At 70.5% G+C, this 26639-nt stretch carries 27 protein-coding genes, 1 pseudogene and 1 riboswitch; of the genes and pseudogenes, 5 read left to right on the top strand and 23 right to left on the bottom strand.

Going from position 1 to position 26639, the window contains the following annotated elements; translation table 11 throughout:
• The first annotated feature begins 3 nt into the window (after nucleotides 1–3).
• Nucleotides 4–1209 carry a DUF1501 domain-containing protein gene (locus OCEPR_RS02305; protein ID WP_013457094.1) on the top strand — a complete coding sequence of 402 codons (1206 nt, stop codon included), beginning with the start codon at nucleotides 4–6 and terminating at the stop codon, nucleotides 1207–1209.
• Nucleotides 1210–1270: 61 nt separating this feature from the next.
• Here OCEPR_RS02305 and OCEPR_RS02300 read toward each other — a convergent pair whose 3' ends face one another.
• The 9 genes from OCEPR_RS02300 to OCEPR_RS02260 form a co-directional block, all read right to left on the bottom strand.
• On the bottom strand, nucleotides 1271–1519 hold the full coding sequence (locus OCEPR_RS02300; protein WP_013457093.1) for a ferredoxin: 249 nt from the start codon (nucleotides 1517–1519) through the stop codon (nucleotides 1271–1273).
• A 74-nt stretch (nucleotides 1520–1593) separates the two neighbouring features.
• Complete coding sequence (locus tag OCEPR_RS02295; RefSeq protein ID WP_013457092.1) at nucleotides 1594–2145, bottom strand: CBS domain-containing protein; 552 nt, start codon at nucleotides 2143–2145, stop codon at nucleotides 1594–1596.
• The gene (gene mobA, locus OCEPR_RS02290; protein ID WP_013457091.1) at nucleotides 2129–2875 is read right to left on the bottom strand and encodes a molybdenum cofactor guanylyltransferase; all 747 of its coding nucleotides are present in this window, start codon (nucleotides 2873–2875) and stop codon (nucleotides 2129–2131) included. The genes OCEPR_RS02295 and mobA overlap by 17 nt, the downstream gene beginning before the upstream one ends.
• A gap of 60 nt (nucleotides 2876–2935) precedes the next feature.
• A complete protein-coding gene (locus OCEPR_RS02285) occupies nucleotides 2936–4354 on the bottom strand; it encodes a PEGA domain-containing protein (protein ID WP_013457090.1) in 1419 nt (472 codons plus the stop codon).
• Between the two features lie 91 nt (nucleotides 4355–4445).
• The gene (locus OCEPR_RS02280) at nucleotides 4446–5396 is read right to left on the bottom strand and encodes an acetyl-CoA carboxylase carboxyltransferase subunit alpha (protein WP_013457089.1); all 951 of its coding nucleotides are present in this window, start codon (nucleotides 5394–5396) and stop codon (nucleotides 4446–4448) included.
• The gene (accD, locus tag OCEPR_RS02275) at nucleotides 5386–6246 is read right to left on the bottom strand and encodes an acetyl-CoA carboxylase, carboxyltransferase subunit beta (protein WP_013457088.1); all 861 of its coding nucleotides are present in this window, start codon (nucleotides 6244–6246) and stop codon (nucleotides 5386–5388) included. The genes OCEPR_RS02280 and accD overlap by 11 nt, the downstream gene beginning before the upstream one ends.
• Nucleotides 6246–6683 carry a bactofilin family protein gene (locus OCEPR_RS02270; protein WP_013457087.1) on the bottom strand — a complete coding sequence of 146 codons (438 nt, stop codon included), beginning with the start codon at nucleotides 6681–6683 and terminating at the stop codon, nucleotides 6246–6248. Before OCEPR_RS02270 ends, accD begins: the two co-directional genes overlap by 1 nt.
• A 10-nt stretch (nucleotides 6684–6693) precedes the next feature.
• Nucleotides 6694–7626 carry a M23 family metallopeptidase gene (locus tag OCEPR_RS02265; RefSeq protein ID WP_013457086.1) on the bottom strand — a complete coding sequence of 311 codons (933 nt, stop codon included), beginning with the start codon at nucleotides 7624–7626 and terminating at the stop codon, nucleotides 6694–6696.
• A gap of 50 nt (nucleotides 7627–7676) precedes the next feature.
• Complete coding sequence (locus OCEPR_RS02260) at nucleotides 7677–8957, bottom strand: thymidine phosphorylase (protein ID WP_041553938.1); 1281 nt, start codon at nucleotides 8955–8957, stop codon at nucleotides 7677–7679.
• Between the two features lie 170 nt (nucleotides 8958–9127).
• On the opposite strand from OCEPR_RS02260, the gene OCEPR_RS02255 reads away from it, so the two are divergent.
• A complete protein-coding gene (locus tag OCEPR_RS02255) occupies nucleotides 9128–10414 on the top strand; it encodes a hypothetical protein (RefSeq protein WP_013457084.1) in 1287 nt (428 codons plus the stop codon).
• A 59-nt stretch (nucleotides 10415–10473) separates the two neighbouring features.
• On the opposite strand, the gene fba is transcribed toward OCEPR_RS02255, so the two are convergent.
• From fba to OCEPR_RS02230, 5 genes are read right to left on the bottom strand one after another with little or no spacing between them, the layout of a single operon-like run.
• Complete coding sequence (fba, locus tag OCEPR_RS02250; protein WP_013457083.1) at nucleotides 10474–11397, bottom strand: class II fructose-1,6-bisphosphate aldolase; 924 nt, start codon at nucleotides 11395–11397, stop codon at nucleotides 10474–10476.
• A 32-nt stretch (nucleotides 11398–11429) separates the two neighbouring features.
• The gene (locus tag OCEPR_RS02245; RefSeq protein WP_049773567.1) at nucleotides 11430–12500 is read right to left on the bottom strand and encodes a type IV pilus twitching motility protein PilT; all 1071 of its coding nucleotides are present in this window, start codon (nucleotides 12498–12500) and stop codon (nucleotides 11430–11432) included.
• Nucleotides 12501–12511: 11 nt separating this feature from the next.
• Nucleotides 12512–13342 (bottom strand): pantoate--beta-alanine ligase, encoded by an 831-nt coding sequence (panC, locus tag OCEPR_RS02240; protein WP_013457081.1) that lies wholly within the window; start codon nucleotides 13340–13342, stop codon nucleotides 12512–12514.
• Nucleotides 13296–14270 carry a GGDEF domain-containing protein gene (locus OCEPR_RS12185; protein WP_013457080.1) on the bottom strand — a complete coding sequence of 325 codons (975 nt, stop codon included), beginning with the start codon at nucleotides 14268–14270 and terminating at the stop codon, nucleotides 13296–13298. Before OCEPR_RS12185 ends, panC begins: the two co-directional genes overlap by 47 nt.
• Before the next feature lie 33 nt (nucleotides 14271–14303).
• Complete coding sequence (locus OCEPR_RS02230) at nucleotides 14304–15374, bottom strand: M28 family peptidase (protein WP_013457079.1); 1071 nt, start codon at nucleotides 15372–15374, stop codon at nucleotides 14304–14306.
• Between the two features lie 37 nt (nucleotides 15375–15411).
• On the opposite strand from OCEPR_RS02230, the gene OCEPR_RS02225 reads away from it, so the two are divergent.
• A complete protein-coding gene (locus OCEPR_RS02225) occupies nucleotides 15412–15681 on the top strand; it encodes a hypothetical protein (protein ID WP_147147014.1) in 270 nt (89 codons plus the stop codon).
• A gap of 42 nt (nucleotides 15682–15723) precedes the next feature.
• The gene (guaB, locus tag OCEPR_RS02220) at nucleotides 15724–17193 is read left to right on the top strand and encodes an IMP dehydrogenase (protein ID WP_013457077.1); all 1470 of its coding nucleotides are present in this window, start codon (nucleotides 15724–15726) and stop codon (nucleotides 17191–17193) included.
• A 53-nt stretch (nucleotides 17194–17246) separates the two neighbouring features.
• Here guaB and OCEPR_RS02215 read toward each other — a convergent pair whose 3' ends face one another.
• The 9 genes and pseudogenes from OCEPR_RS02215 to OCEPR_RS02180 form a co-directional block, all read right to left on the bottom strand.
• On the bottom strand, nucleotides 17247–17552 hold the full coding sequence (locus OCEPR_RS02215) for an MTH1187 family thiamine-binding protein (RefSeq protein ID WP_013457076.1): 306 nt from the start codon (nucleotides 17550–17552) through the stop codon (nucleotides 17247–17249).
• Nucleotides 17552–18574 (bottom strand): vitamin B12-dependent ribonucleotide reductase, encoded by a 1023-nt coding sequence (locus OCEPR_RS13110; RefSeq protein ID WP_222829121.1) that lies wholly within the window; start codon nucleotides 18572–18574, stop codon nucleotides 17552–17554. Before OCEPR_RS13110 ends, OCEPR_RS02215 begins: the two co-directional genes overlap by 1 nt.
• Nucleotides 18575–18647: 73 nt before the next feature.
• Nucleotides 18648–19286 (bottom strand): annotated as a pseudogene (locus OCEPR_RS13210) (ribonucleotide reductase N-terminal alpha domain-containing protein); the annotation flags it as partial.
• A gap of 32 nt (nucleotides 19287–19318) precedes the next feature.
• Nucleotides 19319–19549, bottom strand: coding sequence for a hypothetical protein (locus tag OCEPR_RS02205; RefSeq protein ID WP_013457075.1), 231 nt, complete (start codon nucleotides 19547–19549; stop codon nucleotides 19319–19321).
• A 9-nt stretch (nucleotides 19550–19558) separates the two neighbouring features.
• Nucleotides 19559–21271, bottom strand: coding sequence for an ABC transporter ATP-binding protein (locus OCEPR_RS02200; RefSeq protein ID WP_245544468.1), 1713 nt, complete (start codon nucleotides 21269–21271; stop codon nucleotides 19559–19561).
• A 124-nt stretch (nucleotides 21272–21395) separates the two neighbouring features.
• Nucleotides 21396–22046 carry a thiamine diphosphokinase gene (locus tag OCEPR_RS02195; protein WP_013457073.1) on the bottom strand — a complete coding sequence of 217 codons (651 nt, stop codon included), beginning with the start codon at nucleotides 22044–22046 and terminating at the stop codon, nucleotides 21396–21398.
• On the bottom strand, nucleotides 22043–23005 hold the full coding sequence (locus OCEPR_RS13205) for an ABC transporter ATP-binding protein (protein WP_013457072.1): 963 nt from the start codon (nucleotides 23003–23005) through the stop codon (nucleotides 22043–22045). The genes OCEPR_RS02195 and OCEPR_RS13205 overlap by 4 nt, the downstream gene beginning before the upstream one ends.
• Nucleotides 23006–24544: an ABC transporter permease gene (locus OCEPR_RS02185; RefSeq protein ID WP_013457071.1), complete on the bottom strand. Its 1539-nt coding sequence runs from the start codon at nucleotides 24542–24544 to the stop codon at nucleotides 23006–23008. It lies immediately after the preceding gene.
• Between the two features lie 134 nt (nucleotides 24545–24678).
• Entirely contained in the window at nucleotides 24679–25722 is a 1044-nt protein-coding gene (locus tag OCEPR_RS02180) for a thiamine ABC transporter substrate-binding protein (protein ID WP_013457070.1), read from the bottom strand.
• A 37-nt stretch (nucleotides 25723–25759) separates the two neighbouring features.
• Nucleotides 25760–25851, bottom strand: a riboswitch (TPP riboswitch).
• Between the two features lie 82 nt (nucleotides 25852–25933).
• On the opposite strand from OCEPR_RS02180, the gene OCEPR_RS02175 reads away from it, so the two are divergent.
• Nucleotides 25934–26623, top strand: coding sequence for a hypothetical protein (locus OCEPR_RS02175; RefSeq protein ID WP_013457069.1), 690 nt, complete (start codon nucleotides 25934–25936; stop codon nucleotides 26621–26623).
• The last annotated feature ends 16 nt before the right edge of the window (nucleotides 26624–26639 follow it).

Genomic DNA, 26639 nt, shown 5'->3' with positions numbered 1-26639 from the left:
AACATGAACCGCCGGAGTTTCATCAAACGCAGCCTGTTCACGCTCGCCGCCACCGGGATGGTGCCCTCGCTGTTCAGCCGCACCGCCCTGGCCGCGGGGGGCAACGGCAAGATCCTGGTGCTCTACCACCTCTTCGGGGGCAACGACGCGGTCAACACCCTGATCCCCTACAACCAGCCCGAGTACGCGGCCTACCGCCCCGACATCGCCATCCCCGCTGCGGACGTCCTCGACCTCGGCGCTCCGGGGATGACCCTGGGGCTGCACCCCGCCATGCAGCCCATGGTGGACAACCTCTGGAACAACGGCCAGCTGGCCCTGATCAGCCAGGTGGGCTACCCCAACCATAACCGCAGCCACTTCGTCTCCACCGCCATCTGGAACACCGGAGACCCCGAGCGCCCCAACAAGACCGGATGGCTCGGGGGCTACATCGACGAGCAGAACGACCCCTTCTGCGCGACCAACTTCGGCTCCACCCTGCCCCGCGCGCTCCGCGGCGTGCACACGTCGGGGCTGAGCATCGAGAGCATCGGCGGCTTCGGCCTGGGGAGCAGCGACTGGGAGCAGCAGCTGCAAAGCGAGCTGCAGCGCCAGATCCAGCAGACCCGCAGCGGCACCGCCGAAGAGGTGCGCCGCGCCATGGACCACATGCTCCGCAGCGTGGACAAGGTGCGCGGGGCCCAGGCCGCGGAGTTCGCCCCGGCCACGACCTTCCCCAACAGCAGCTACGGCCGCCGCTTCCGCGACATCGCCCGCCTGATCAAGTACGACTTCCCCTCCCAGGTCTACTACGCTTCTTCAGGCGGCTTCGACACCCACTCGGGCCAGGGCGGGGTCCAGGGCACCCAGGCCAACCTGCTGGCGGGCCTGTCGGAAGCGCTCTCGGCCTTCCGCCAGGAGATGATCCTCCAGGGCAAGTGGAACGACGTGATGGTCATGGTCTTCAGCGAGTTCGGCCGCCGCGCCAAGCAGAACGCCTCGGCGGGCACCGACCACGGCAAGGGCGGGGTAATGTTCGTCAGCGGGGGCGCCGTCCAGGGCGGCGTCTACGGCGGCGAGCCCAACCTCGCCGAGGAGGCCCTCGACAAGGGGGACCTGCCGGTGAGGGTCGACTTCCGCAGCGTCTACGCCGCGGGGGCGCAGTTCATCGGGGCCAACCCCGCGGAACTGGTCGGCCCCGAGTTCACCCCCATCAACCTGGTCTGAGGGAACGCGCTCAAAAGGGGCCGCCCCGCGCGCACGCGGGGCGGTCTTCCTGCATTGGCGACTACTTCAAGCCGGCCAGTTTGTAGTTCAGGTCGATGTAGCTCTTCCACTGCTCGGGCACGTCTTCCTCGGGGAAGATGGCCGAGACCGGGCAGGCGGGAACACAGGCGCCGCAGTCGATGCATTCCTCGGGGTGGATGTACAGCATGTCGTACTCGGCGGGCGCCTCGTAAATGCACTCGACGGGGCAGACCTCGACGCAGGCCTTGTCTTTGACGCCAACACAGGGTTCACAGATGATATGGGCCATACCGCACCTCCTTTCGGCGGCCCACCGCGGGCGCGCCTGGGTCTATTGTAAACGATGGCCCGTGACGGATAGCCCTAAACCGTGAGGCGGCCGAACCCCATCAACTGAAAGAAGCGCTCGCGGGTGATCACGCCCAGCACCTCGCCGTCTTGCACCACGAAGACGACGGGGCTCTTCCAGAAGAGCGCCGAGAGCTCGCTCACGGCGACGTCGGCGGGCACCACCGGGGCCTGCTCCCAGGGGACCATGTGGTCTTCGAGCCCGAGTACGCCCTGGGGCTCGCCGGCCTCGGTGAGCACGGCCAGTCGGCCCTCGAACGACTCCACCTGCTCGATCGTGGGCAGCGGGCGGGCCACCTTGCCGGCCGAGGGCGGGGCCACCAGGCCCGCGGTGAGCAGGGTGGTGCAGGGGACCCGGACGGCGCGCTTGGCCGCCCAGAGACCGAAGGTGAAGGCGAAGACGAAGGCGATCCCCTCGAGCACGCCCCACACGTTGAAGCCCTCCCAGCCGAAACGCCCCTGACCCTTAAACAGGGCGTGCAACACGAAGGCCACCAGCAGCCCCGCGGCCAGCGCCGCGAGGTAGGCGATGGCCCCCGCCCAGCGCAGTTCACGAACCGTTCGCACGCGCATCCTCCCCCTCGAACCAGCGAATGTCCTCTTCACTGTCGGCGTCCACGCCCACCTCGGCGTGGGTCGTGACCAGGGCCCGCATCGGCATCCCGAACAGCTGTTCGGCCCGCCGCTCCACGTCGGCGATGGCGAGCCGGCCCAGGAGCAGCTTGAGCAGCACGCCCCAGCCCACGGTTCCCGCGAGCGCCAGCGGCTTCTTGCGCAAGGCGACGATCTTGCGCGCCATCGGCAGCGCCCGCACAAAGAGGGCCTTGTCGAGCAGGATCAGGTTCCCCCCGGTGAAGACCCCGTCGCGGAGCCGGGCGTAGGTGCGGCGCATGCCCGGCCAGCGGGCCTCGACCGCGGCTTTGGGGACGATCGGGTAGACGAGCGCGGCCTCGGGGGCGCGCTCGAGCAGGTCCCGCACGGCCTCGGGCGTGATGAAGGGGTTGTCGCCGCTGGCGACGATCACCCGCGGGCTGCGGGCCTCGGCCAGCCCCGACTCCAGGTTGGCCAACAGGCTGCCCTGATCGGGCAGCACCGCGTCGGGCGCGGGCGTGAGCCCCTGCGCGGGCACGGGCCCGACGTAGACGATGCGGTCCACTTCCGGGGTGGCCCTCAGGGCCTCGAGCGTGAACTCCACCATCGGCCGGCCGCGCACGGGCGCCAGGGTCTTGCTCGGCACCCCGTACCGGGCCGCCAGGGGGTCTTCGGGCGAACCGCCCGCGAGCACGATCGCGTCCACAAAGCCTACGATAACACCCCCGCCGCGCGGCCCGCGCGGCGGGGGTGGAGGCGCGGAGGGTCAGCGGATGCGCTGCAGCCGCACCACGAACTTGTGGTAGCCTCCCGGATCGAGGCGCACCGTCTCCACGTAGACGTGGTACCCCGGGGCGAGGACGACGAGTTCGCGGTTGCCCGGCGAGACCTTGGCGACCAGGCGGCCGTTCTTGGTCTTGCCCAGGAAGTAGCCGTCGAGGAAGACCTGGGCGTCGACGTTGACGCTGATGTCGAGGGTCGCCTTCGCCGCGGTCAGGCGGGCGTAGACCCGCGTGGTCGCACCGGGATCGACGCGGACCCGGGCCCGGTAGCTCGTGTAGCCGTCCATGCGGACCTCGACGTCGTGCATCCCGGCGTCGAGCTCCATCAGCAGGCGCGTGCGTCCGCGGTAGACGCCGTCCACGTAGACCTCGGCACCGTCGGGGGTGGAGGTCACCTCGAGCGTGCCCGTGCGCACGACGGCCACCAGCCGCGGGCTCAGGCGGGTGGTCTGTCCGGCGCGCACCTGGACGCGGGCGCGGTAGGGCTCGTAGCCCTCGAGGCGAAGCTCCACGTCGTGCGTTCCCTCGTCCAGCGCCAGCTGGACCGGGGTGCGGCCGACCGGATCGCCGTCGACATAGACCTGGGCCCCCTGCGGCGAGGAGTCGACGAACAGCGTTCCGGTCCGCACCGTGCGCACCAGCCGCGGGCTCAGGCGGGTGGTCTGTCCGGCGCGCACCTGGACGCGGGCGCGGTAGGGCTCGTAGCCCTCGAGGCGAAGCTCCACGTCGTGCATGCCCGGCCGCAGCTCGAGCACCAGCGGCGTACGGCCGCGGTAGGCGCCGTCGATGAAGACCTTGGCGCCGCCGGGGCTGGACTCGACCGCCAGGGTGCCCGTCGCCGGAGGCGGCGGCGCGCGGCGCCCCACGTAGTAGCGGATCGCGTCGGTGGCCCACTCGCGGTTGGGCACGGGGCGCACGATGATCGAAAGCGTCTGCGAGAGGTTGCGCAGGCCCCTCAGGTTCACGCGCCCGCTCTTCACGTCGGCAATCTCGCCGAGCGAGAGCGGCCGCAGCGAGGCCAGCGCCAGTACGTAGTTTTCGCCTTCGGGGCCGGTAATGGTGAACTCGTAACGCGCGCCCTTGGGCGGGTAGGTGCGGGCCTCGCCGGCGCGCAGGCGGTTGTTGCGGTCGTAGGCGTTCGGCAGGATCAGGTCGACGCTGCCGTCGGCGTTGACGTTGAACAGGTAGACGTAGGCGTCGCGGTTCACCTCGACGCCGATGCGGATAGGCTCACCGATCTTGTATACGGCGTTGCCGCTCCGTCCCGGGTCCTTGTCCACCCAGACGGTGACGGTGAGGTCGCCCGGGGTGGGGTTGACGATGATGCCCTGGGGCGAGATCGTCGCCTGGGCCATCGCCGCCCCGGCCAGCGACCAAAGCAGCAGGGATAGCCATCTGCGCATATGCTTCACCTCCGCCTTCAGCCTACCCCGCGCCCTCACGAGAAGATGTAAACGAGGTGTAATAAACTTTAATTTTTCTCTCTTGCGGCGTTTAGGCTTCCCGAACCGCGCCCATCTGGCGGAAACGGCGGTAGCGGTCCTCGAGCAGCTCCTCGGGGGTGAGCCGCTCGAGCTCCGCGAGCTCCTCGGCCAGCGCCTCCGCCAGGGCCTGCATGGCGCGCTCGGGGTGGCGGTGCGCCCCGCCGCCCGGCTCCGGGATCACCCGGTCGACCACCCCGAGCTCGCGCAGGTCGTGCGCGGTCAGCTTGAGGGCGTCGGCCGCCTGTTCCGCCTGCGCGGCGTCGCGCCAGAGGATGGCGGCGCACGACTCGGGACTGATGACCGAGTACCAGGCGTTCTCCATGATGAGCACGCGGTTGCCCACGGCGATGGCGAGCGCCCCGCCCGAGCCCCCCTCGCCCAGGATGACCGCGACGGCCGGGACCCTGAGCCGGCCCATGCGCTGGATCGACTGGGCGATGACCCAGGCCTGGCCGCGCTCCTCGGCGGAGACCCCCGGGTAGGCGCCCGGGGTGTCGATCAGGCTGACGAAGGGGAAACCGAAGCGGTCGGCCAGGTCCATCATCCGCATGGCCTTGCGGTACCCCTCGGGGTGGGGCATGCCGAAGTTGCGGTGGATGTTCTCCTTGGTCGTCTTGCCCTTCTGGTGGCCCACGACGACGACGCTGCGCCCGCGGAAGCGCGCCAGGCCGCCGACGATGGCGGGGTCGTCCGCGAAGGCGCGGTCGCCGTGCAGCTCGACGAAGTCCTCGAAGACGTGCTGGACGATGTCGAGGGTGGTGGGCCGGCCGGGGGCGCGGGCCAGCTGCACCCGCTGCCAGCGGCTCAGGTTGGCGAAGGTCTCCTTCTGCAGCCGCTCGAGCTTCTGCTCCAGCAGCGCGATCTCGTCGCTCAGGTCGACGCCCTTCTCCTGGGCGTACTCCCGCAGCTCGCGGATGCGCGATTCCAGTTCGAGGATCGGCTGTTCAAACTCAAGCGCCATCGGCCTGGGCTCCTTCGGGGTGCAGGAGGCGGAGGATCCGCGCCAGCGTGGCCTTCAGCTCGGACCTTGGCACCACCCGGTCGAGCAGGCCGTGCTGGAGAAGGAACTCGGAACGCTGGAAGCCCTCGGGGAGGTCCTGGCGGATCGTCTGCTTGATGACGCGCGGCCCGGCGAAGCCGATGAGCGCGCCCGGTTCGGCGAGGACGACGTCGGCCAGGGTGGCGAAGCTGGCCGTCACTCCTCCGGTCGTGGGGTCGGTAAGGATGGAGACGTACGGCAGGCGGCGCTCCCAAAGGCGGTCCAGCGCCATCGTGGTCTTGGCCATCTGCATCAGCGAGAGCGCGGCCTCCTGCATGCGCGCCCCGCCCGAGGCGGCGACGATCACCAGGGCGCGGCCCTCGGACGCGGCCCGTTCGGCGCCGCGCGCGATCTCCTCGCCGACGACCGAGCCCATCGAGCCCCCGGCGAAGGCGTAGTCCATGGCCAGCAGCACCGCCGGCACGCGGCCCACGGTGCAGGTGCCGCCGTAGATGGCGTCGGGGCGGCCCGTCTTCTGCTGGTAGCGGGCCAGGCGCTCGGCGTAGGGCTCGGTGTCGCGAAAACGCAGCGGGTCCTCCGGCAGGACGTGCCCCGTCGTCGGCTCGAAGCTGCCCTCGTCGGCCAGCAGACGCACCCGCTCCACCACGTCCATGCGGAAGTGGTACCCGCACTCGGGGCAGACCATCAGGTTGGCCTCGAGGTCCTTCTTGTAGATCTGCGCCTCGCAGGCGGGGCACTTGAGCCAGAGCTCGGGTACGTCGCGTCCGCCTCCCCGCGTCCGGCGGCGGCGGAACAGCCGGTCCAGGGCCATTAATCCTCCTTAGCGGGTGGCTGCTTGCCCTTGGGCGGGGTCTCCGAGGTGATCGTCGGAGGGAGCTGCTTGCCGTCGCCGGTCACGCTGCGTCCGACGAAGGTCGCGCCCGCCTCGATGTCGAGCGCCTTGGCCACGACGTCGCCCTCCACGCGGGCGCGTTTGGTCAGGGTCAGTTTGCCGTCGGCGATGATCTTGGCCCGCACCTCGCCGTTGACCAGGATGTTGCGCGCCCGCACCTCTTCGCCCTCGATGCGGCCGCCCGGGGCGATCTCCAGATCGCCGTCGATGAGCAGGGAGCCGAGGATCACGCCGTCCACGCGGACAGGGCCCTTGGCCTTGAGGTCGCCGTGGATCTGCGTGCCCGAGGCGACGAAGGTGGGGGCCTGGGAGGAACCGCCCGGCTTGGGTTGGGGGGAGGGTTTGCGACCGAACATAGTGTGTAGTTTACCGGTTTGCGTAGCTGGGGGCCTTGAGGTAGGGGACCGGGTTGACGGCCTTGCCCCAGACGTAGACGGAGTAGTGGACGTGGGGGCCGCTGGAACGGCCGGTGCTGCCCACCTTGCCGATCACCTGACCGCGCTCGACGGTCTGCCCGCGCTTGACCAGGATCTTGGACATGTGCCCGTAGAGGGTGCGGTAACCGTAGCCGTGGTCGATCTTGACGTAGCGGCCGAAGATGTTCGACCAGCCGGCCTCGATCACCTTGCCCGGAGCGGTGGCGTAGATCGGGGTGCCGTACCAGGCGGGCAGGTCGAGGCCGTCGTGGAACTCGTAACCGCGGCCGAAGGGGTTGCGGCGGGTGCCGAAGCCGGAGGCGATGTAGGTCTCGACCTTGAGGGGGTAGCCCACGGGCCGCGCCGCTTCCTTGGCCAGGGTCTCCTGCAGGGCCGGCTCGACCTCGCCGTTGAGGTCGCTCAGCAGCGTCTTGAGCCGGTCGGCGGTGAGGTTGTAGAGGTCCTCGGCGGACAGCGGCCGGCCGCCGCCGCCCTGGCCCTCGGAGGCGGGAGTGCGCCCGTTCACCGGCGTCAGCTCGAGCTTGGGCAGGCCGGCGCGTTCGCGCAGGCGGTTGATCTCGGACTCGAGGGTGTCCAGCTCCTCGAGCATCTTCGCCGCCTGACCCGCCAGGTTCTCGTTGCGGTTGCGCTCGGCCGCGAGCTCGAGGCCCAGCTGCCGCGCCTGTTCGGAGAGGAGCTCGAGGCGCTGCTCGGTGTCGCGCAGGGCGCTCACCTTGTAGTAGGCATAGCCGCTGGCCGCGGTCCAGGCCACGAGGATCAGGGCGGCCAGCAGGAGCGCCAGGGGCCGAAAGGAGACCACCAGGGGCTCGCGGCCCGTTCGGGTGATCAGGATGGTGTAACGCTCGTTTACCCGCCTCTTCATACCGCCCGTTTCTCCTTTGGTGGCGCGGGGACGCACGTAAAAGCGAGGAATCATGCGACGACTTCCAGGATCAACGGGGGAACGCCCGCGCGTTGCCCAATCCGGTAGGCCTCCTTCAATCGTTGCGACGATTCCTCTAGTCCGCGCCCCGCGCGATGAAATACCGTAGCCAGTATATCACCCTCGGCCACGCGGTCGCCAACCTTCTTGGCGAGCCGCACCCCCACGCCGTGGTCGATCGCGTCGCCCTTGCGCTCACGGCCGCCCCCCAGCCGCAGCACCGCCAGCCCCACCTTGTAGGCGTCGAGTTCGGTGACGACGCCGGCCGCCTCGGCGCGCAGCTCGAAGACGTCGGGGGCCAGCTCGAGCCGCTCGGGTTCGTCCACCACGCGCGCGTCGCCGCCCTGGGCGGCCACGAAGGCGCGCAGCTTGTCGAGCGCCGCGCCGCTCTTCCAGACCGCTTCGGCCCGGCCCGGGTCCTCGCCCGCGGCCTCCAGCGCCTCGCGCGCCAGCGCCAGCGAAAGCTCGGTCAGGTCGTCCGGGCCCTCGCCCCGCAGGGTGGCGATGGCCTCGCGCACCTCGATGGCGTTGCCCACCGCACGGCCCAGGGGCTCGTCCATCTGGCTGAGCACCGCCCGCACCTCGCGGCCGGCGTGGCGGCCGATGTCCACCATCAACCGCGCCAGCTCGCGGGCGTGCTCCAGGTCCTTCATGAAGGCCCCCTTGCCCACCTTGACGTCCAGGGTGATGATGCGGGCGCCGGCGGCCAGCTTCTTCGACATGATCGAGCTGGCGATCAGCGGGATCGAGGGCACCGTGCCCGTCACGTCGCGCAGGGCGTACATCTTGCCGTCGGCGGGGGCCAGGTTCTTCGACTGGCCGGCGATGACCAGCCCCACCTCGCGCGCCTGACGCAGGAAGGTCTCGTCGGAGAGTTCGGCCCGCCAGCCGGGGATGCTCTCCAGCTTGTCGATCGTGCCGCCGGTGTGGGCGAGGCCGCGGCCGCTCATCTTGGCCACGACCAGCCCCGCAGCGGCCAGGATGGGGGCGACCACCAGCGTGGTCTTGTCGCCCACGCCGCCGGAGGAGTGCTTGTCCACCGTCTTGCCCAGGCCGCCGAGGTCGAGCACCTCGCCCGAGCGGGCCATGGCCAGCGTCAGCTCGGCGGTCTCGTGCGGGGTCATGCCCTGAAAGTAGACGGCCATCAGCCAGGCGGCCATCTGGTAGTCGGGCACCGCCCCCTCCACGTAGGCCGCGATCCACTTCTGCAGTTCCGCCGGAGAATGCTCCCCGCCGTCCCGCTTTTTCTCGATGAACTCCACGGCGTGCATACCGGTCAGCATAATCCGCGATCGTGAGGAACGACACCCCGAAACGGGGGCGCGGACCCCTTGCCAAAGGCCGGCGCGCGGTGGAGAATGAGAACGAGGGAACAATCGATCTGCGAACATGGTCCGCTCGAGCCCCGTTCTCGTGCCCGGTTCTCTACTGGAGGTGAGCCATGAAAAGGTTGCTCGCTGTACCGGCCGTGCTCGTCATCGCGGCCCTGTTCGGGTTGACCGGCTGCAACCAGCAACAAGGAACGGTGGTCACGGTCAAGCTCCTCAACCAGTGGGGCACGCCGGCGACGGCGACCGTGATCTACCAAGTGGGCAACGGCGAATGGAAGCTCGCCGCCCGGCAGGACTACGGGGTCTACTCCTTCGTGGTGCCCCCTGGCGAGACCCGCTACGGCGTCTCGGCCAACTGCATCCCCTCGGTCCTCGGGCTGGACACGATCGGCTTCTTCGGCACCTACCAGCTGACGACGAACGACGCCACCGAGGTCGTCTTCCCCTGCCTGAACCTTAGCGACCAGCAGATGACCGAAATGACGGTGACCTGGGACGCCACCGCGCTGTCGGGCGACCGCATCCGCGCGTTCGACGCCCTAAGCCGCAGGAGCACCTCGATCTCGCCGTTCACCTTCAGCACGCTCGTCGGCAACCAGCAACCCTTCCTGTTCCTGGCCTACAGCACCACGAGCAACTTCGCGGACCTGAAGGGCGTCGTCTTCGAGCGCCTGGACGTGACCGGGGCCAACCCCTCGCACAGCGTCACCTTCGGCGCCGGCGACGCCGCCGTCCTGGGCGCGGTCAGCGGTCCGGCCACGCCCGCCGGGTTCAACGACTGCAACCTCGACGTCTACTTCCAGACCTCCGACGGGCTGCTCGCGGACGATCTGGGTGAAGCCAGCGGCAACCCCTGCAGCGGGGCGTACGCCAAGATCCCCGGAACCGCGAGCGGCGACGTCTACGTGATGACGGCGAGCTACGACCACGCCAGCGACAACCGCGCCCTGGTGACGATGAGCTTCCCCGAGGCCACCGGTCTCGGCGACGTCACCCTGCCGGCGCTGCCCTCGCCCTGGCCCGCGGGTTACAGCGTCACCGCCGCAGCGCTGCCCACCTTCACGCTCGACCACCCCGACGGCGACGCCATCGGCTACATGATCCTCTACGGCGGAAACGGCTACTTCTGGACGGTCTACGTCAGCGCCGACTGGCTCGCGGGCGCGACCGACTACACCCTGCCCGACCTCTCCTCCGCCCCCGACTTCGGCGGCGTCGTGCCGCTGAGCGGCGAGGACATGGGCTGGCAGGTGGCGGCGCTCTTCTCGGACCACCCCATGGGCGACTGGCTCGCCAGCCAGCGCTGGATCGGCATGGGCGGGCCCATCATGGCGCCGCTCATCCCCGGCGCCACGCTGCAGGCGGCGAGCGATACGGGCACCTTCACCGTGCCCTAGGCGCGTCGGAATGGAGAAGCGCCCCGGTCCCGGGGCGCTTTTCTTCGTGTCCGGCGACGTCAGGCGCGGCCGCTCGAGCCGAAGAGGTCCATGCGCGCCTCAACCACTTTGCGCATCTCCTCGCGCGCGGGGCCGAGGATCTTGCGCGGGTCGAAGACCTTGGGCTCGGCGTTCAGGACTTCGCGCACCCGGGTGGCGAAGGCCAGGCGCAGGTCGGTGTCGGTGTTGATCTTGGCGATGCCCTCGGCGATGGCCTTCTGGATGTCCTCCGGGGCGATGCCGTGGGCGTCGCCGATCTCGCCGCCGGCGGCGCGGAAGCGCTGCACCAGCTCCTGGGGCACCCCGCTCGCCCCGTGCAGCACCAGCGGGTAGTCGTCGCCCAGCAGACCGGCGATCTCGACCAGGCGGGCGTGGTCGATGAACGGCTTGCCCTTGCCCTTGTAGGGACCGTGCGAGGTGCCGATGGCCACCGCCAGGAAGTCGATCCCGGTCTGCTCGACGAAGACCTGGGCCTCGCGCGGGTTGGTGAGCAGGGCGTCCTTCTCGTCCACGGCCACGTGCTCCTCGATGCCCGCGAGCCGCCCCAGCTCGGCCTCGACGCTGACGCCCACGGCGTGGGCCGCCTCGACGACGCGCCGGGTCTCCCGGACGTTGGTCTCGAAGTCTTCCCCCGACTTGTCGATCATCACCGAGGTGAAGCCGTAGCGCAGCGCCCGCAGCACCGTTTCGTACGACGAGCCGTGGTCCAGGTGCACCGCCACCGGCACGGAGGCGTCGCGGGCGGCCTCGCGCACCATCGTGGTGAGCTCGCGTCCGCCGTACTTGAGCGCCCCCTCGGAAAGCGCGAGGATCACGGGGCTGCGCTTGGCCTCGGCCGCCTCCAGGATCGCCTGGGTGATCTCCATGTTGTTGGTGTTGAAGGCGCCGACGCCGTAGCCTTGCTTGCGGGCTTGGGACAGGATCTCCAGACCGGTTACGAGCATGCCTACCTCCCGCCCTGATTGTAAGGCACGGGTCAGTCGGTGAAGCTCTGTCCGGTCATCTGGGTGAGCAGCAGCTTGAACTCGTGCGGGCTGGTGGCGAAGTCCTGCGCGTCCTCCAGGGAGATGACGCCTTCCTTGTAGAGCTCGACCAGGTGCTGATCGAAGGTGTGCATGCCGCGCACGTTGTCCTCCATCAGCGCCTCCTTAATCTGCGGCGTCTTGGCCTCGTCCTTGATGTACTCGCGGATCAGCGGCGTGGCCACGAGCACCTCGTGGGCGAGCGCCCGGCCGCGGCCGTCGGCGCGCGGCAGCAGGCGCTGGGAAACGATGCCGAGGAGCGACTCGGCCAGCAGGATGCGGATCTGCTGGTGCTCGTGCAGCGGGAAGAAGTCGATGATGCGGTTGATCGTGCGGATCGAATCGAGGGTGTGCAAGGTCGAGAAGACCAGGTGGCCCGTCTGGGCGGCGGTGATCGCGGCCTCCACGGTCTCGCGGTCGCGCATCTCGCCGATCAGGATCACGTCGGGGTCCTGGCGCATCGAGTACTTGAGGCCCGACTGGAAGGAGTCGGTGTCGACGCCCACCTCGCGCTGCACCACCAGGCTCTTCTTGTTCTTGTGCAGGTACTCGATCGGATCCTCGATGGTGATGATGTTCTTGGGGTAGTGGGCGTTGATGTGATCGATCAGCGCCGCCAGGGTGGTGGACTTACCGGAGCCCGTGGGGCCGGTGATGAGGACGAGGCCGCGCTCCTGCCCGCCGAAATGTTCCATGATCGGGCGCGGCAGCCCCAAAGCCTCGAAGCTGGGAATGGCGTCGGAGATGACGCGCATCACCAGGCCCATGGAGCCGCGCTGACGCAGGAGGTTGCAGCGGAACCGGGCGACGCCGGGGATCGTGTAGGCGAAGTCCATCTCCTTCTGGTACTCGAACATCTCCCACTGCTCGGGGGTGAGCAGCACCTTGATGATCTGCTCCACCTCGGCGGGGCTGAGCTCCTTGGGGCTGAAGGGCTTGAGCTTACCGTCGATGCGCACCGTCGGCGGCGCCCCCGCCTGCAGGTGGATGTCGGAGGCGCGCTGCGCCACCATCGCCTTCAGCATGTCCACGATCGTCACGGGTTCCAAACCTCCATGTTGTCAATCAAGCGTACCGTAGGGAAGCGGCCGGCCACAATGGCCCGGGCTCCCGGTACCCATTCTTGCAAAGGCTCGAGCGTCTCCGGGTGCACCACGGCCAGGTAGTCGGGGGCGAACTCGGGCACCTCGGCCAGGACGCGCGCCCCCGCCCGCTCCGCCTCCCGGGGCGAGGCCCCGGCGGCGGCGGCCTCGCGCACGGCCAAAAGCGCCCGGTAGAGCACGGTGGCCTTCGGGCGCTCTTCGGGCGTCAGGTAGACGTTGCGGCTCGAGCGCGCCAGCCCGTCGGGTTCGCGCACGATGGGCACCGGCACGATCTCGACGCCCAGGTCGAGGTCGGCGGTGAAGCGGCGCACCACCTGCAGCTGCTGGTAGTCCTTCTCGCCGAAGTAGGCCCGGTCGGGCCGAACGAGGTTGAACAGCTTGGTCACCACCGTGGCCACGCCGTCGAAGTGGCCGGGCCGGCGCTCGCCCTCCCAGCGCTCGGTGAGCGGGCCGCCGACGTGCACGGTGGTGGCGAAACCGGGCGGGTACATCGTCGCGGGATCGGGGTGGAAGATCCAGTCGGCCCCCGCCTCCTCGGCCAGGCGGGCGTCGCGCTCGAGGTCGCGCGGGTAGGTTTCGTAGTCCTCCCCCGCACCGAACTGGAGCGGGTTGACGAAGATCGAGACCGCGGTCTCGGCGTTCTCCGCCGCCGAGCGGCGAATCAGCTCCAGGTGCCCTTCGTGCAGGTAGCCCATCGTGGGCACCAGGCCGCGGGGCCTAGGCCCGGTCCGTGGCAGGTCTTCCGGTTTCCGGAGGATCCTCACGGGACTCAGTATATTTCATGCGGTACATCGCCGCGTCCGCCCGGGCCAGCAGGGTCTCCAGGCTCGAGCCCTCGTGGGGGCGCCAGGTGACGACGCCGTGGTCCCCGGCGAGGCGGACCCGGCCCATCGACGTGGCGATCGGCTCCTCGAAGACGCGCCGGATCCGCCCGGCCAGCGAGCCCGCGGGACCGGCCACCAGGAACTCGTCGCCGCCGTAACGGATCACCAGGTCCTGCGGCCGCACCCCCGCGAGCAGGCGGCGCGCCAAGGCCTGCAGCACCTCGTCCCCTCCGGCGTGGCCGTAGGCGTCGTTGATGCGCTTGAACCCCTTGAGGTCGATGAAGGCCAGGTCGAAGGGCTCGCGGCGGCGCACCCACTCCGCCAGGCGCTCGAGCCCCGCCCCCCGGTGCAGCACCTGGGTGAGGGGATCGAGCAGGCTTTGGCGACGCTCGCCCATCAGCGTCAGCGAGGTCACCACGAAGAGGAGGACGCCCATCGTGTGCACCCCGAGGTAGGCGCCGTACCCCGGGCCCCCGAGCCCGCCCAGGGCGAGCACGCCCCAACCCAGGGTCGCGAGCAGCACCAGCAGCCGCACCTCGCCGTAGCGGGCGTTCATCGTCACCATGGCGAAGAGCCAGAGGTAGACCAGGATCACCAGGGGGCTCTCGGAGCGCCCGCCGAGTTGCAGGATCGCGAGCACCATCGAGAGGTCGAAGACCAGGTTGAACCAGTCGAGCCAGACCCCCGCGCGCACGCTCGCCTTCCAGATGAAGAAGAGGTGGGCGACGGCCACCGCGGTGAGCCCCAGGTAGACGCGCGGGTCCATGGGGATGACGCGCGTCAGCACCAGCAGCCCCACGAACACGCTGACGATGGCGCGCGAGACGATGCCGGCACGCCACCTGCGGGTTCCCGACCGTTGCAGCATCCTCCTCACCCTACCCGCACACCGCTGCCGTAACTACCCCTTTTTGAGGGGGAGCAGGCGGCCCAAAAGCCGCGCCGCGTAGGCGTGGGTCTCCTCGACCCGGTCCCAGCGCACCCCCGCGGGAACGTCGCTGGGCCAGTGCCAGTTGGGCGGCACCCCGCCTTCGAGCCGGATCAGCGTGAGCACGGTGCGCCGCCGGCGGGCGAAGGGCAGGGTGTCGAAGTAGGCGAGCCGGTAGGCGACCGGCCGCGCCCCCTCGAGGCCGCGCGCGGCCTCGAGCAACGGCCCCCGGTAGGGGTAGTAGGCGAGCATCCCCTCGCCGGTGGCGTAGTGGAGCTCGCCCGCGCCCACATTGTCCACGTTGAGCACCAGGGCGTCCGGCGGCACCCGGCCCGAGCGCAGCAGCCGCTCGGCGCCCGCCGCCCCGGTTTCCTCGGCGCCGGTGAGCGCCAGCAGCACCCGCCAGCCCGCGGGCGGGCGCCGCGCCAGGTCCAAAAAGAGCCGGACGGCCACGGCCACGCCGCTGGCGTTGTCGTTGGCGCCGTTCACGTACGGCGCGGTCCGCTCGCGCCAGGCGAGCAGGCCCGCCTGCGCCAGGAAGTAGACCCCCAGCGCCGCCCCGGCCGGCCCGCCCCACCGCGCGGCGGGAACGGCGAGCGCCGCCAGCACGGCGTTGAGCAGAAAGGTGGCGCGGAAGCCCCGCACCCGCTTGGGGTCGTAGGTCCAGTAGGTCTTGGCGGTGTCGTAGTGGGCCATCAGCACCAGCGTGCGCGGCCCCTCGCCCGCTTCGGCGAGGACGTTCTGCGAGGTGGCCCGGGCGAAGAGCGCCTGCCAGGGCCGCGGCCAGCCGGAAAAGTAGGCCCAGAAACCGTAGAAGCCCAGCGCCGCCAGCCAAACCCAGCCGAGCAGCCCCCCAAGGCCCAGCGCCAGCGAGACCGCCAGCACCTCGGGCCCCCAGCTCGCGGGCGCGCGGAAGCGCTGCACCTCGGGGGCGAACCCATGGGCTTCCAGGTAGGCGGCCAGCCACTCCGCAGCCTCGCGCTCGAGCCGCGTACCCGTCCCCCGGTGCTCGAAGGCCACCAGGCCCTGCCAGACCTCGCGCATGCCCCCAGCCTACCGCGCGTGAAGTATGCTGAGCCGCGTGGGAAAGAAGAAGAAGCTGAAGAAGCTCTACCAGCGTCAGCTCGAAGAAGCCAGGAAGCCCACCCTGGGCAAGATGCTGCGCCTCTTCCTCAAGACCTTCCTGCTCTTTTCGGCCCTGCTGATCCTGATGAGCGTGGGCATCGCCTCGGGGCTGGCGGTGCTGAAGAGCTGGTGGGCCCAGCTCATCGTCTACGCCGGGGCCTACATCCTCTTCCAGCCCTGGCTGATGCGCGAGTTCCGCCCCCCGCCGCCCAAAGAGCTGAAGTAGAGGGTTCGCCGGGGTCCGCCGTCCCTCTATAATCGGGGGAAGATGCTCGACTTCACCCAGAAGATTACGGGAACCGGCCTCACCTTCGACGACGTGCTGCTGCTGCCCGGCTACTCGGAGGTGCTGCCCGCCGAGGTGGACACCCGCACGCGCCTCACCCGCGCGCTCGCGCTCAACCTGCCCCTGCTCTCCGCCGCCATGGACACGGTCACCGAGGCCAAGATGGCCATCGCCATGGCCCGCGAGGGCGGGATCGGGGTGATCCACAAGAACCTCGACCCCCGGACCCAGGCCGACCACGTGCGCCGCGTCAAGCGCAGCGAGGCGGGGATGATCACCGACCCCATCACCCTGCCACCCAACGCCACCCTGGAAGACGCCGACCGGCTCATGGGCGAGTACAAGATCGGCGGCCTGCCCGTGGTGGACTTCCACGGCCAGCTGCTGGGCCTGGTCACCAACCGCGACATCCGCTTCGAAACCGACCTTTCCAAACCCGTCTCCGAGGTGATGACCCCGCGCGAGCGGCTCATCACGGGGCCGCCGGGCATGACCCTCGACGAGGCCGAGGCGGTGCTGCGCAAGCACAAGATCGAGAAGCTGCCCCTCGTGGACGACTCCGGCAAGCTGCGCGGCCTGCTCACCCTCAAGGACCTGGTCAAACGGCGTCAGTTCCCGCGCGCCGCCAAGGACGCCCACGGCCGGCTCCTCGTCGCCGCCGCGGTGGGTACCGGCGCCGACCTGGCCGAGCGCGCCGGCCTGCTGGTGGAGGCCGAGGTGGACGTGCTCGTGCTCGACAGCGCCCACGGCCATTCCAAGGGGATCCTGGACGCGCTTAGGTACTTGAAGGCAACCTACGGCGAGCGGGTGCAGCTCATCGCCGGCAACATCGCCACCGGCGAGGGGGCGCGGGCGCTCGCCGAGGCCGGCGCCGACGCGGTCAAGGTGGGCATCGGCCCCGGCTCCATCTGCACCACCCGGGTGGTGACCGGGGTGGGGGTGCCGCAGATCACCGCGGTGATGGAGGCCGTGGCCGCACTGGCGGGGACGGACGTGCCGGTGATCGCCGACGGCGGCGTCAAGCAGACCGGCGACGTGGCCAAGGCGCTGGCCGCGGGCGCGCATACGGTGATGCTGGGGAGCATGCTCGCGGGCACCTACGAGGCCCCGGGCGAGGAGATCATCAAGGACGGGCGGCGCTACAAGATCTACCGCGGCATGGGCTCGCTGGGGGCGATGAAGCGGGGATCTTCGGACCGCTACTTCCAGACCGAAGCCAAGAAGCTGGTCCCCGAGGGCATCGAAGGCATGGTGCCCTACAAGGGCCCGGTGGGCGACGTGCTCTACCAGATCGTCGGGGGGCTGCGCGCGGCCATGGGCTACACCGGCAGCCCCGACATCGAGGCGCTGCGCACCAAGGCCCGCTTTGTGCAGATCACGATGGCCGGCCTGATCGAAAGCCACCCGCACGACGTGACCGTGACCAAGGAAGCGCCGAATTATTCAAGATAAAAAGTGCGTGGTACGTGGTGCGTAGTACGTGGTGCTTTACCCGATATCAGGAACTACGCACCACGCACCTTTTCTTCCACCGACTTCACCTTGGCCTCTAGCCGGCCCATGGGGCCGGCGCGCACGTCGAACTTGGCGGTGGCGTAGACGCGGTTGCAGTCTTCCGCCAGCACCGCGTAGGCCCGGTTCAAGAGCTCGGTCGCCTCGGCCATCGTCTCGGTCTCGACGATCGTGCCCATCGCGGTCAGCTGGTGGGGGTGGCCGCTCTGGCGCACCACCCGCAGCACCCGCGCCACGTAGGCGCTCACGCTCTCGCCCTTGTCGGTGGGGAATACGGCGAACTCCATGAGGACCGACATCACCCCTCCTTTCCGGCCTCTTCGGCCCAGGTCTGCAGGGGCTCGGGCTTCTTCAGGCCCCGGGGGTGGAAACCCAGCTCGAGCACCTGCTCCCCCTTCGAACCGTAGCGAAAGACGGTTATCCCCTTGAGGCCGAGCCGCCAGGCCTCCAGGTAGATCCGCTCGACCTCCTCGGGCGTGGCCTCGGGCCGCAGGTTGATCGTCTTGGAAACCGCGTTGTCCACGTGGGCCTGCCAGGCCGCCTGCATCTTCAGGTGGTCCTCGGGGCGCACCTCGAGCGCCGAACGGAAGACCCGCCGTACCTCCTCGGGCACCCCCGGCACCCCTTCGAGCGTCCCGGTCGCGGCCGCCTCGCGCACCACCCGCCGCCAGTCGGCGCCGTGCTCCTCCATCATCCGCACGAAGAGCGGGTTCACCTCGGGCAGCGCCTCGCCCCCAAGGACCCCCTCGCGGGTGTAGGCGACCGCGAAGAGGGGCTCGATCGAGGGGGTGGTGCCGGCGATGATGCTGATCGTCCCGGTGGGGGCGATCGAGAGCAGGGTGGCGTGGCGCCGCGGCCGCTCGGGATCGCGCGCGTAGGGCAGGTTGGGGAAGGCGCCGCGCTCGCGCGCCAACACCGCGCTGGCGGCCTCGGCCTCGGCGCGGAGGAAGGCGGCGACCTCGCCGGCGAGGCGGCGGGCGGCCTCTGAGTCGTAGGGAAGGCCGAGCCGGATCAGCATCTCCGCCCAGCCCATCACCCCGAGCCCGATCTTGCGGTTCCGCTCGGCCATGAGCGCGAAGGGGGTGGCCGGATAGCGGTTGACGCGGATCACGTCGTCGAGAAAGCGCACGGCCAGGTGCACGAGCTCGCGCAGCCCCGCCCAGTCGACCTCGCCCCCGCGCACCCGGCGGGCCAGGTTCAGCGAACCCAGGTTGCAGCTCTCGTAGGGCAGAAGCGGCACCTCGCCGCAGGGGTTGGTGGCGCGGATCGGCCCCAGGCCGGGCAGAGGGTTGTGCCGGTTGATCGTGGAGAGGAAGACCATCCCGGGGGTCGCCCCCGGCCCAGGCGGCCTCGGCGATGCGGCGGAAGAGCGCCCGCGCCGACACCCGCCGCACCTCGCGGCGGTCCCGTGGGTTGACGAGTGCCCAGTCCGCGTCCGCCTCGACCGCCTCGAGGAAGGCGTCCTCCGCCCCCACCGAAAGGTTGAAGTTGCGCAGGACCCCCGGGCGGCGCTTGGCGCCCACGAAGGCCTCGACGTCGGGGTGGTCGGCGTCGAGGATGCCCATGTTGGCGCCGCGGCGCTTGCCCCCCTGGCGCATCTCCTCGGTGGCGCGGTCGAAGACCCGCAGGAACGAGAGCGGGCCCGAGGCGCGGCCGCCGGTGCGGGTGACGCGGTCGCCCTCGGGGCGAACGGCCGAGAAGTTGAAGCCGGTGCCGCCTCCGGACTGGTGCACCAGGGCCGTTTCGTGCAGGGTCTGGAAGATCGCGTCGACGGCGTCGTCGATCGGCAGCACAAAGCAGGCCGAGAGCTGGCCCAGCGGGGTGCCCGCGTTCATCAGCGTGGGCGAGTTGGGCAGGAAGTCCAGCCCCGCCATGGCGGCTTCGAAGCGCTCGGCCCAGGCTTCGGCGTCCTTGCGGCTGCCGTAGTCGAGCTCGGCCGCGGCGACGGCGCGCGCGACCCGGCGGAAGAGGGCCGCGGCGTCCTCGACGGGCCGGCCCTCGGCGTCGCGCAGGAAGTAGCGCGCGCGCAGCACCCGCAGGGCGTGGGGGGTGAGGTCGGGCACGGCTACTCCTCGAAGAGGGCGTCGAAGGCACGCTTCGCGCCGCCCGGGGTGGCGCGGCGGTAGAGCTCGCCCTTCTGCTCGAGCTTGCCCTCGGCCAGCAGGGTCGCGAGCGCCCGCTCGAGCTCCAGCCGCGAAAGCTCCTCCCCCGCCTCGTCGAGCCAGCGGACGATCTCGCGCTCCCCCGCCCAGCCCAGCTTCTCGACCGCGGTCAGCACCCAGCCCTTGGCGTCCATGCCTTCATTCTAGGCGTAGCGCGCGCTCTGCAACCGCCACAGCTCGGCGTACTCGCCGCCCCCAGCCAGCAGCTCGTCGTGGCCGCCCGACTCGACCAACCGGCCCGTTTTGAAGACGAAGATGCGCCCGGCGCTGCGTACCGAGGCCAGGCGGTGGCTCACCAACAGCGCCGTGCGCCCCCGGGCCAGCTCGGCGAAGCGGGAAAAGAGCGCCGCCTCGCTGCGCGGGTCGAGGGCGGCGGTGGGCTCGTCGAAGATAAGCAGGTCGGCCTTGCGGAAAAAGGCCCGCGCCAGCGCCACCTTCTGCCACTCGCCGCCCGAAAGCTCGGTGCCGCCAAAGGCCTTGCCGAGCGGGGTGGCCGGGCCTGCCGGCAGCCTGCGCGCCAGCGCCGCCGCGCCCGCCTGCGCCAGCGCCGGTTCGATGGGCGCTTGCGAATCGAGGTCGGCGATGCGGACGTTTTCCGCGAGGCTGAGCGCGTAGCGCCCGAAGCTCTGGAAGACGGCCGAGACCCGCCGCCGCCAGGCGGCCAGGTCGAGCTCGCGCAGGTCCACCCCGTCCACCAGAATCCGCCCCTCGCTGGGGTCGTAGTAGCGCAAAAGCAGCTTGACCAGCGTGGTCTTGCCGGCGCCGTTCTCGCCCACCAACGCCGACAGGACGCCGGGCTCGAGCCTGAGCGAGACTTGCTCGAGCGCCGCCCGCCCGTCGGGGTAGCTAAAGGAAACGTCTTCGAAGACCACCTCGGGCGGCCCGGGCTCCAGACGAAGCCGGCCGCCGGCGATGCGCGGTTTGGTTTCCAGAAAGGCCCGCAGCTCGTCCATGTAGTAAAGCGAGCGCTCGAGCATGCCCAGCGCGTCTACCAGCAGCACCAGCTCGGCCTGCAGCCGCTGCAGCGCCGCGGTCACCTCGACCACGCCACCCACCCCCACGCCGCCCTTCAGCACGCTCCAGAACGTCCACCCCAGCCCCAGGGCGCTGGGCAGGAAGTAGACGCCGGACACCGCCACCTCGCGCCGCCGCACCGCGCGGCCGCGCGCGTGCAACACGCGAAAGTTGCGCTCATAAAAGCGCGTCCAGAAGCCGCCGCTGGCGAACAGCCGCGTTTCCGCCGCCAGCTCGGGGCTGAGCGCCACCCCGGTGGCGTAGTCCATGCGCCGCGCCTCGGGGCTGGTGCCGACGACCGTCTCCCAGACGAGCCGCTGCAGCCGCACCCCGGCGAGGGCGTAGGGCAGCGTCGAGAGCAACAACGCCGGCGGGTAGACCCAGCCCCAGCGGGCCACCAGCGCCAGCAGCGGCAGCGCCGTCAGGCCCGCGAGCAGCACCTGGCCCAGGAAGATGGAAAGGTTCATCGGCGCGTAGCTGGCCTCGCGCCGCAGTCGCTCGACCCGCTCGTAGAACTCCGCGTTTTCGAAGGGCTCGAGCCCCTCGAAGGCGTTCATCTTCTCCATCAGCGCCCGGTTGACCCGGGCGGTGAGCCGCTCGTTGAGGTTGCCCTCCACCATGCCCGCAAGCGGACCCAAAAGCCACTCGGCGAGCAGCGCTCCCAGCCAGACGCCGCCCCAGCGGGCGAGCGCCGCGCCGTCGCCAGTCGCGGCCGCCGCGGCCAGCCGCCCCACCGCCAGCACAACCGCCGCGGGCACCAGCGCCCGCAGGACGAGCAGTCCCCAAAACCCCAACGCCAGCGTTGGGGCAGCGCGCAGGACGAAACCCAGCGCAAAAGCCATGCTTTGAAAACGGGAAAGCATTGCGCCTCCTTTTCGTGTCCGTGAACGAACAGTCCGAACCTCGCGCCCACCAGGGGCGCGCCAACGAAAAAGGAGGCGCCTAAAGGATCATCTTGTTCGTATTCTAGGAAGCCTTGCCCGCCGCGTCAACGACGAGGAGGCCGTGACCGCCCGCAAGCTCGACGCCCACACCGCCTTCGGCCAGGTTGCGCAAGCCGTGCCCGCTGCCCAGTGGCAGCTCGGCGTCTTCCAACTCCCAGCGTCCGCCGCGGAGGGTCAGTCCCTGCAAGTCGGAAAGCGGCACCACGCTAAAGGGCGTGCCCGGCTCCAGGTCCAGCTCGAGCCCCGGCGGCACCAGCGCAAAGGCCCAGGTGGGGCCGCTGGAAAGCGCGGTGCGCACGCCACGGCGGGCCAAGGCCACGGCCAGCATCAGGTTGCCCAGCTCGTGGTCCAGCTCGCCGCCCAGGCCGCCGGCGAAGAGCAGGCTCTTTGGCCCGGCTTTTAGCGCCGCCTGGGCCGCCAGCTCGGCGTCGGTGGCGTCCTTGTCTCGCGGGTACTCCATCCGCGGCAGGTGGGCCCAGCGGGTCAGGTCTTCCAGGTTCACCGAGTCGAAGTCGCCCACCCAGAGCGCCGGCTCCACCCCCAGCGCCCCGGCGTGGCGCACCCCGCCGTCGGCGGCGATGACCAGCCGCGCCTTGCCGGCCGCTTCGACCAGCTCGGGCGTGGCCTCGAGCGGCCCGCCGAGCAAAATCAAAACGTCGGGGGCAAACTTCACGGCCGCACCTCCACCGCCCGCTCCGGGTCGATCGCGATGCGCAGGCTGGCGCCCTCGGCCGGCGCCTCGGCCGCCGGGCCTTCCCAGTAGAGCCGCACCCCGCGCGCCTCCAGCCAGACGCCCACCCGCGGCCCGTAGAAGAGCCGCTCGGCCGCGCGGGCCTCGATCTCGCCCGCGCCCGGGCGCAGCGCCCCGGGCAGCAGCACCAGCGGCCCGCCGGGCAGGCCCAGGGCCGCGGCCTCCTCGGGCGTCAGCACGTTCTTGTGGCCCAAGAACCGCGCCGTCCAGACGTCGGCCGGCTGCTCGAAGACCGCCTCGGGCGCGCCCTGCTGCACCAGCCGGCCGCTTTTGACGATGGCCACCCGCTGCGAGAGAACAAAGGCTTCGGTCTGGTCGTGGGTCACGAAGACCGCGGTCACCTCCTCGCCAGCGAGCACCCGGCGCAGCTCGAGCAAGAGGCGCTCGCGCAGCCTGAGATCGAGCGCCCCCAACGGCTCGTCGAGCAGCAAAACTTCGGGCTCCGGCGCCAGCGCCCGCGCCAGCGCCACCCGCTGCCGCTCGCCGCCGGAAAGCTGCTCCGGCTTCTTGCGGGCGTGGGCCTCGAGGCCCATCCTGGCCAGCAGCTCGCCCACCCGCCGGCGGATGCGCGCCCGATCCCAGCCGCGCTCTTCGAGGCCGAAGGCCACGTTCCTCTCGACCGTCAGGTGAGGAAAGAGGGCGTATTCCTGGAAAACGAAGCCCACCCCGCGCCGCTCCGGCGGCAGGTCGGTCACGTCGCGCCCGCCAAGGAAGACCCGGCCGGCGCTCGGCCGCTCCAGCCCCGCGGCCACCCGCAGCGCGCTCGACTTGCCCGAGCCGCTGGGGCCCAGGAGGGCCAGCGCCTCGCCCCGGGCCACCTCCAGGTCGAGCGCGAGCTCGAAGCCCGGATAGCGCACCACCACCCCCCGCCACGCCAGCACCTAGCCCACCTCCCCGCCGCGACCCAGGCCCCAGAAGACCCCACCGGCCAAGAGCCCCAGCACCACCGAAAGCGCCATCGCTTCCTGGTAGTTCACGATACCCGGCTTGCCCAGCCGCTCGTAGATGGCCACCGTCAGGGTGGCCCATTCGGGCCGCGCCAGCACCAGCGTCGCCCCGAACTCGCCGATGGTCACCGCTGCCGCCAGCGCCGCCGCCGCGCCCAGCGCCGGGCGCAAGAGCGGCAGCTCCACCCGCCCCAGCACCCGCCAGGGCCCGGCCCCCAGCGTGCGCGCCGCCTCCGCCAGACCCGGCGGCAGCCGGCGCATGGCCGCCAGCACGGTGCGGGCGAAGAGCGGGTAGGCGATCAGGGCGTAGGCCATGACGAGGAGCACCAGCGAGGCCCTGAGGCCCGGGTAGGCCAGCAGGTAGCCGACCGCCAGGCTGACCGGGCTGACCAAAAGCGGCAGGAAGCCCAGCAGGTCGAGCGTCCGGGCTCCCTTCCAGACGCCGTAGGCGTAGGCGAAACCCAGCGGCGCGGCGACGAGGAGCGCCAGCAGGGTAAAGCGCAGGGTGTTGTAAATAGCATGAGCGGCGGTGGGGGCAAAGTAGCTGGCCTGCGGCCGGGCGAGCGCCGCCCAGCCGGCCAGGGTGAACCCTTCGGGCCCCCAGAAGCTCCTCAGCACCAGCGCCCACAGCGGCGCGTAGAGCAGCGCGAAAAAGCCGGCCACCAGCGCGAAGGCCGCCCAGCCGCCCGCCCCGCCGAGCCGCGGCGGCGGGGCCGGGGCGGCGGCGCGCACCGCCAGCCGCCGCTGGGCGTAGAGGTAGCCCAGGCTGACGAGCGCCAGCACCGCGGTCTGCAGCAGAATCAGCGCCGCCGCCTCGCCGAAGGCCAGCCGCTGCAAGAGGGCGCGGTAGATCTCCACCTCCAGCGTCGCGTAGCGCGGCCCGCCCAAAATGAGCGGCAGGCCGAAGCTCGAAAAGCTGTAGACGAAGGTCAGCCCCGCCCCGGCGGCCAGCGCCCCGGCGGCCAGCGGCAGCTCGACCCGCCAGAAGCTGCGCCAGGAGCCGGCCCCCAGCGTGCGGGCCGCCTCCACCAGCCGCCCGCTGCCGCCCAGAACGCCCAGCACCAGCCGCAACGTCATCCCCAGGTTGTAGAGCAGGCTGCCCCAGAAGAGGATCCAGGGCGTCTCGCTCAGGTCGAGGCCCAAAAGCCCCCGCGGCCCCGCCCAGGCCAAGAGGCCGGTGGCCACCACCAGCGTCGGCAGTACGAAGGGAACCATGGAGAGCGCCACCAGCGCGTCGCGACCGGGGAAGCGGTAGCGCAGCAGGTAGACCAGCGGCACGGCGAAGAGGGCGACGAGCAGGCTCGAGCCCGCCCCGAAGGCCAGGCTCCAGCCGAGCCGGCCGCGCAGGTAGGGGTCGGCCAGCACCGCGCTCAGGCCGTACTCGATCCCGCGGCCGACGACCAGCCCCAACGGCCAGAAGAGCGCCACGGCCAGAAAGGCCAGGACGAAGAGGGTGGCGGGGCGGGAGATCATAAGAAGAAGGATGTGGGGGGGAGGGTGTGGGAGGTGGGAAAAGCAAAGGGAACGGCCAAAATCCGAACCGGCGCGGACGGGAACTCAACCCCGCCGCTGCTCGCCAGCACTACCCACCTCCTACACCCCACCTCCTACCTCCTGTTTCTCATCACCTCTTCCGCGCTCTGGCCGCGGACGACGACCGCTTCCCACTCGCCAATCCAGCGCTCGCGGTTCTTGGCGATGGCGTCGGGGCTCAGCTCGGCCGGCTCGAGCGGCCGCTCGGCGAACTTGAAGACGTCCGGGAGGGCCGCGTCGCGCCGCACCGGCCAGACCCACATGTTGAGCGGAATGTCCTCCTGCACCGGCTTCGAGAGCAGCCAGTCGACGAACTTCTCGGCGGCGGCGCGGTGTTTGGTTCCCTTGAGGATGCCCACGAACTCGACCTGCAAGAAGCTCGCCCCCGGCCAGAGCAGGTTGCCGGTGGGCGGCTCGCGGTAGGCCCCTTCCGAGAAGTAGACCTCGGCCGCCGGGCTGGTGGTGTAGCTGACCACCAGCGGGCGGTCGCCGCCGTAGCGGGTGAAGTGGGCGAAGTAGGCCTCGCTCCAGCCCGGGGCCACCTTGACGCCGCCGTCGCGCAGCGCCTCCCAGAACTTCAGGTAGCCGTCCTCGCCCAGCGAGGCGACCGTGGCCAGCAGGAAGGCCAGCCCCGGCGAGCTGGTGGCCGGGTTTTCGACGACCAGCAGCTTGGCGTACTCGGGTTTGGCCAGGTCCTCCCAGCTCCCGGGCAGCGGCCGGTCCTTGAAGTATTCCTTGTCGTAGTTGAGGGCCACGTAGCCGTAGTCCACCGGCAGCGCCGTCAGCGTGGGGTCGAGCAGGAAACGGCTCTGGACCGCGCCGATCTGGGGCGTCGAGTAGCGCTCCAGGATCCCCGCCTCGAGCGCGCGCGAGAGGAAGGTGTTGTCGATGCCGTAGATGACGTCGGCGATCGGCGCGCCCTTGCTGAGAATCGCCTTGTTGAGCGTCTCGCCGGCGTCGCCGCCCTCGATGAAGCGCAGCTTGATGCCGGTCTGTTGCTCGAAGCTGGCGATGACGTCCTTGGAGAGCGCGAAGCTCGAGTGCGTCAGCACCGTGAGCGTCTCCGCCAGCGCCAGACCGAAGACCAGGGGAACGAGGACCAGCAGTTTCTTCCACATAAAAACCCCTCCTTGTCACGCGGGAGGGGAAGGATGGGGCCTTGGCCCGTCACCTTCCCTACGCCGGCATTACCCGGTTCAGGTTCCAAGGGTGTCTCTCAGCCCGGTGGGGCACCCCCGGTGACGCCTCCAGTATAGCGCCGTTTGCGCGGCCCGGTCGCGGGCGAAGCCGGTTCACCCGGACGCCGCAACGCTCGGGTATCCTGTACTCATGCTCTACTACCTCATCGGCGCGGTCGTGCTCGTCGGCTTGCTTTGGTTCGTGACGAACACGACGGCCCGGGCCATCGAACACCTGCGCGAGGGCACGGCGCTGCGCCGCGACCTGCCCGCGCCCACCGGGGCCTTCGCGCCCGCTCACGCCGCCGTGGACGCCTTGGCCCGCAGCCGCGGCTACCAGGCCGCGGGCCTCACGCGGGTGCTGGCCTACCCTGAGCTGGTCGGCGCCTCCGACGAGGAAAAGCTATGGGAAGACATGGGCGCCTGGCTGGATCGCGCGCACCGGCGCATGCTGGTCGCGCAGTTCGTCCAGGGCCGGACCTTCCACCACTTCATCACCCTCTACCGCAACCCCACGGACGGACGGGAGGTGATGGTCAACACCACCGACCTGCCCGCCGAGTTCTTCCTGCCGCAGCCGCCGAACCACTACGTGCAGGCCTTCCCCGGCCGGTCGCTGGACGAGCTGCTCGCGCTGCACGAGCAGGCCGAGGCCTGGCTGGAGGGCCGGGGCGAGTATGAACGCGTGCTCGAGACCCTGCCGCTCGAAGTGCTGGACCGGCTCACCCGGGAACGCGCGGGCTACGTGACCCGGCTGCCGCTGTGGAAACCCAGGCTGCTGTGGTGGCAGCTGACGAAGGGGCGCTACCTGAACAAGCCGGTGAGCGCGCTCTACGGGTAACCGCGCCCCCTCGGCC

Source organism: Oceanithermus profundus DSM 14977, from assembly GCF_000183745.1.
Classification (GTDB): domain Bacteria; phylum Deinococcota; class Deinococci; order Deinococcales; family Marinithermaceae; genus Oceanithermus; species Oceanithermus profundus.
Note: the sequence above shows the minus strand (reverse complement) of the source record. Positions and strands in the feature narration are given on the sequence as shown.

Coding starts and splice junctions, on each gene's coding strand:
- OCEPR_RS13110 (WP_222829121.1), bottom strand. CDS start 18,574: ATGGTCTTCCTCTCCACGATCAACCGGCACAACCCTCTGCCCGGCCTG.
- OCEPR_RS02180 (WP_013457070.1), bottom strand. CDS start 25,722: ATGTGGAAGAAACTGCTGGTCCTCGTTCCCCTGGTCTTCGGTCTGGCG.
- OCEPR_RS02230 (WP_013457079.1), bottom strand. CDS start 15,374: ATGCGCGAGGTCTGGCAGGGCCTGGTGGCCTTCGAGCACCGGGGGACG.
- OCEPR_RS02305 (WP_013457094.1), top strand. CDS start 4: ATGAACCGCCGGAGTTTCATCAAACGCAGCCTGTTCACGCTCGCCGCC.
- OCEPR_RS02205 (WP_013457075.1), bottom strand. CDS start 19,549: ATGGACGCCAAGGGCTGGGTGCTGACCGCGGTCGAGAAGCTGGGCTGG.
- OCEPR_RS02245 (WP_049773567.1), bottom strand. CDS start 12,500: ATGCTGAAGGCGATGGTGGCGCAGCGCGCCTCCGACATCCACCTGCAG.
- OCEPR_RS02185 (WP_013457071.1), bottom strand. CDS start 24,544: ATGATCTCCCGCCCCGCCACCCTCTTCGTCCTGGCCTTTCTGGCCGTG.
- OCEPR_RS02200 (WP_245544468.1), bottom strand. CDS start 21,271: ATGGCTTTTGCGCTGGGTTTCGTCCTGCGCGCTGCCCCAACGCTGGCG.
- OCEPR_RS12185 (WP_013457080.1), bottom strand. CDS start 14,270: ATGCTGCAACGGTCGGGAACCCGCAGGTGGCGTGCCGGCATCGTCTCG.
- OCEPR_RS02175 (WP_013457069.1), top strand. CDS start 25,934: ATGCTCTACTACCTCATCGGCGCGGTCGTGCTCGTCGGCTTGCTTTGG.
- OCEPR_RS02265 (WP_013457086.1), bottom strand. CDS start 7,626: ATGAAGAGGCGGGTAAACGAGCGTTACACCATCCTGATCACCCGAACG.
- accD (WP_013457088.1), bottom strand. CDS start 6,246: ATGGCCCTGGACCGGCTGTTCCGCCGCCGCCGGACGCGGGGAGGCGGA.
- OCEPR_RS02285 (WP_013457090.1), bottom strand. CDS start 4,354: ATGCGCAGATGGCTATCCCTGCTGCTTTGGTCGCTGGCCGGGGCGGCG.
- OCEPR_RS02255 (WP_013457084.1), top strand. CDS start 9,128: ATGAAAAGGTTGCTCGCTGTACCGGCCGTGCTCGTCATCGCGGCCCTG.
- OCEPR_RS02260 (WP_041553938.1), bottom strand. CDS start 8,957: ATGCACGCCGTGGAGTTCATCGAGAAAAAGCGGGACGGCGGGGAGCAT.
- OCEPR_RS02270 (WP_013457087.1), bottom strand. CDS start 6,683: ATGTTCGGTCGCAAACCCTCCCCCCAACCCAAGCCGGGCGGTTCCTCC.
- OCEPR_RS02300 (WP_013457093.1), bottom strand. CDS start 1,519: ATGGCCCATATCATCTGTGAACCCTGTGTTGGCGTCAAAGACAAGGCC.
- OCEPR_RS02215 (WP_013457076.1), bottom strand. CDS start 17,552: ATGTCGGTCCTCATGGAGTTCGCCGTATTCCCCACCGACAAGGGCGAG.
- guaB (WP_013457077.1), top strand. CDS start 15,724: ATGCTCGACTTCACCCAGAAGATTACGGGAACCGGCCTCACCTTCGAC.
- OCEPR_RS02280 (WP_013457089.1), bottom strand. CDS start 5,396: ATGGCGCTTGAGTTTGAACAGCCGATCCTCGAACTGGAATCGCGCATC.
- fba (WP_013457083.1), bottom strand. CDS start 11,397: ATGCTCGTAACCGGTCTGGAGATCCTGTCCCAAGCCCGCAAGCAAGGC.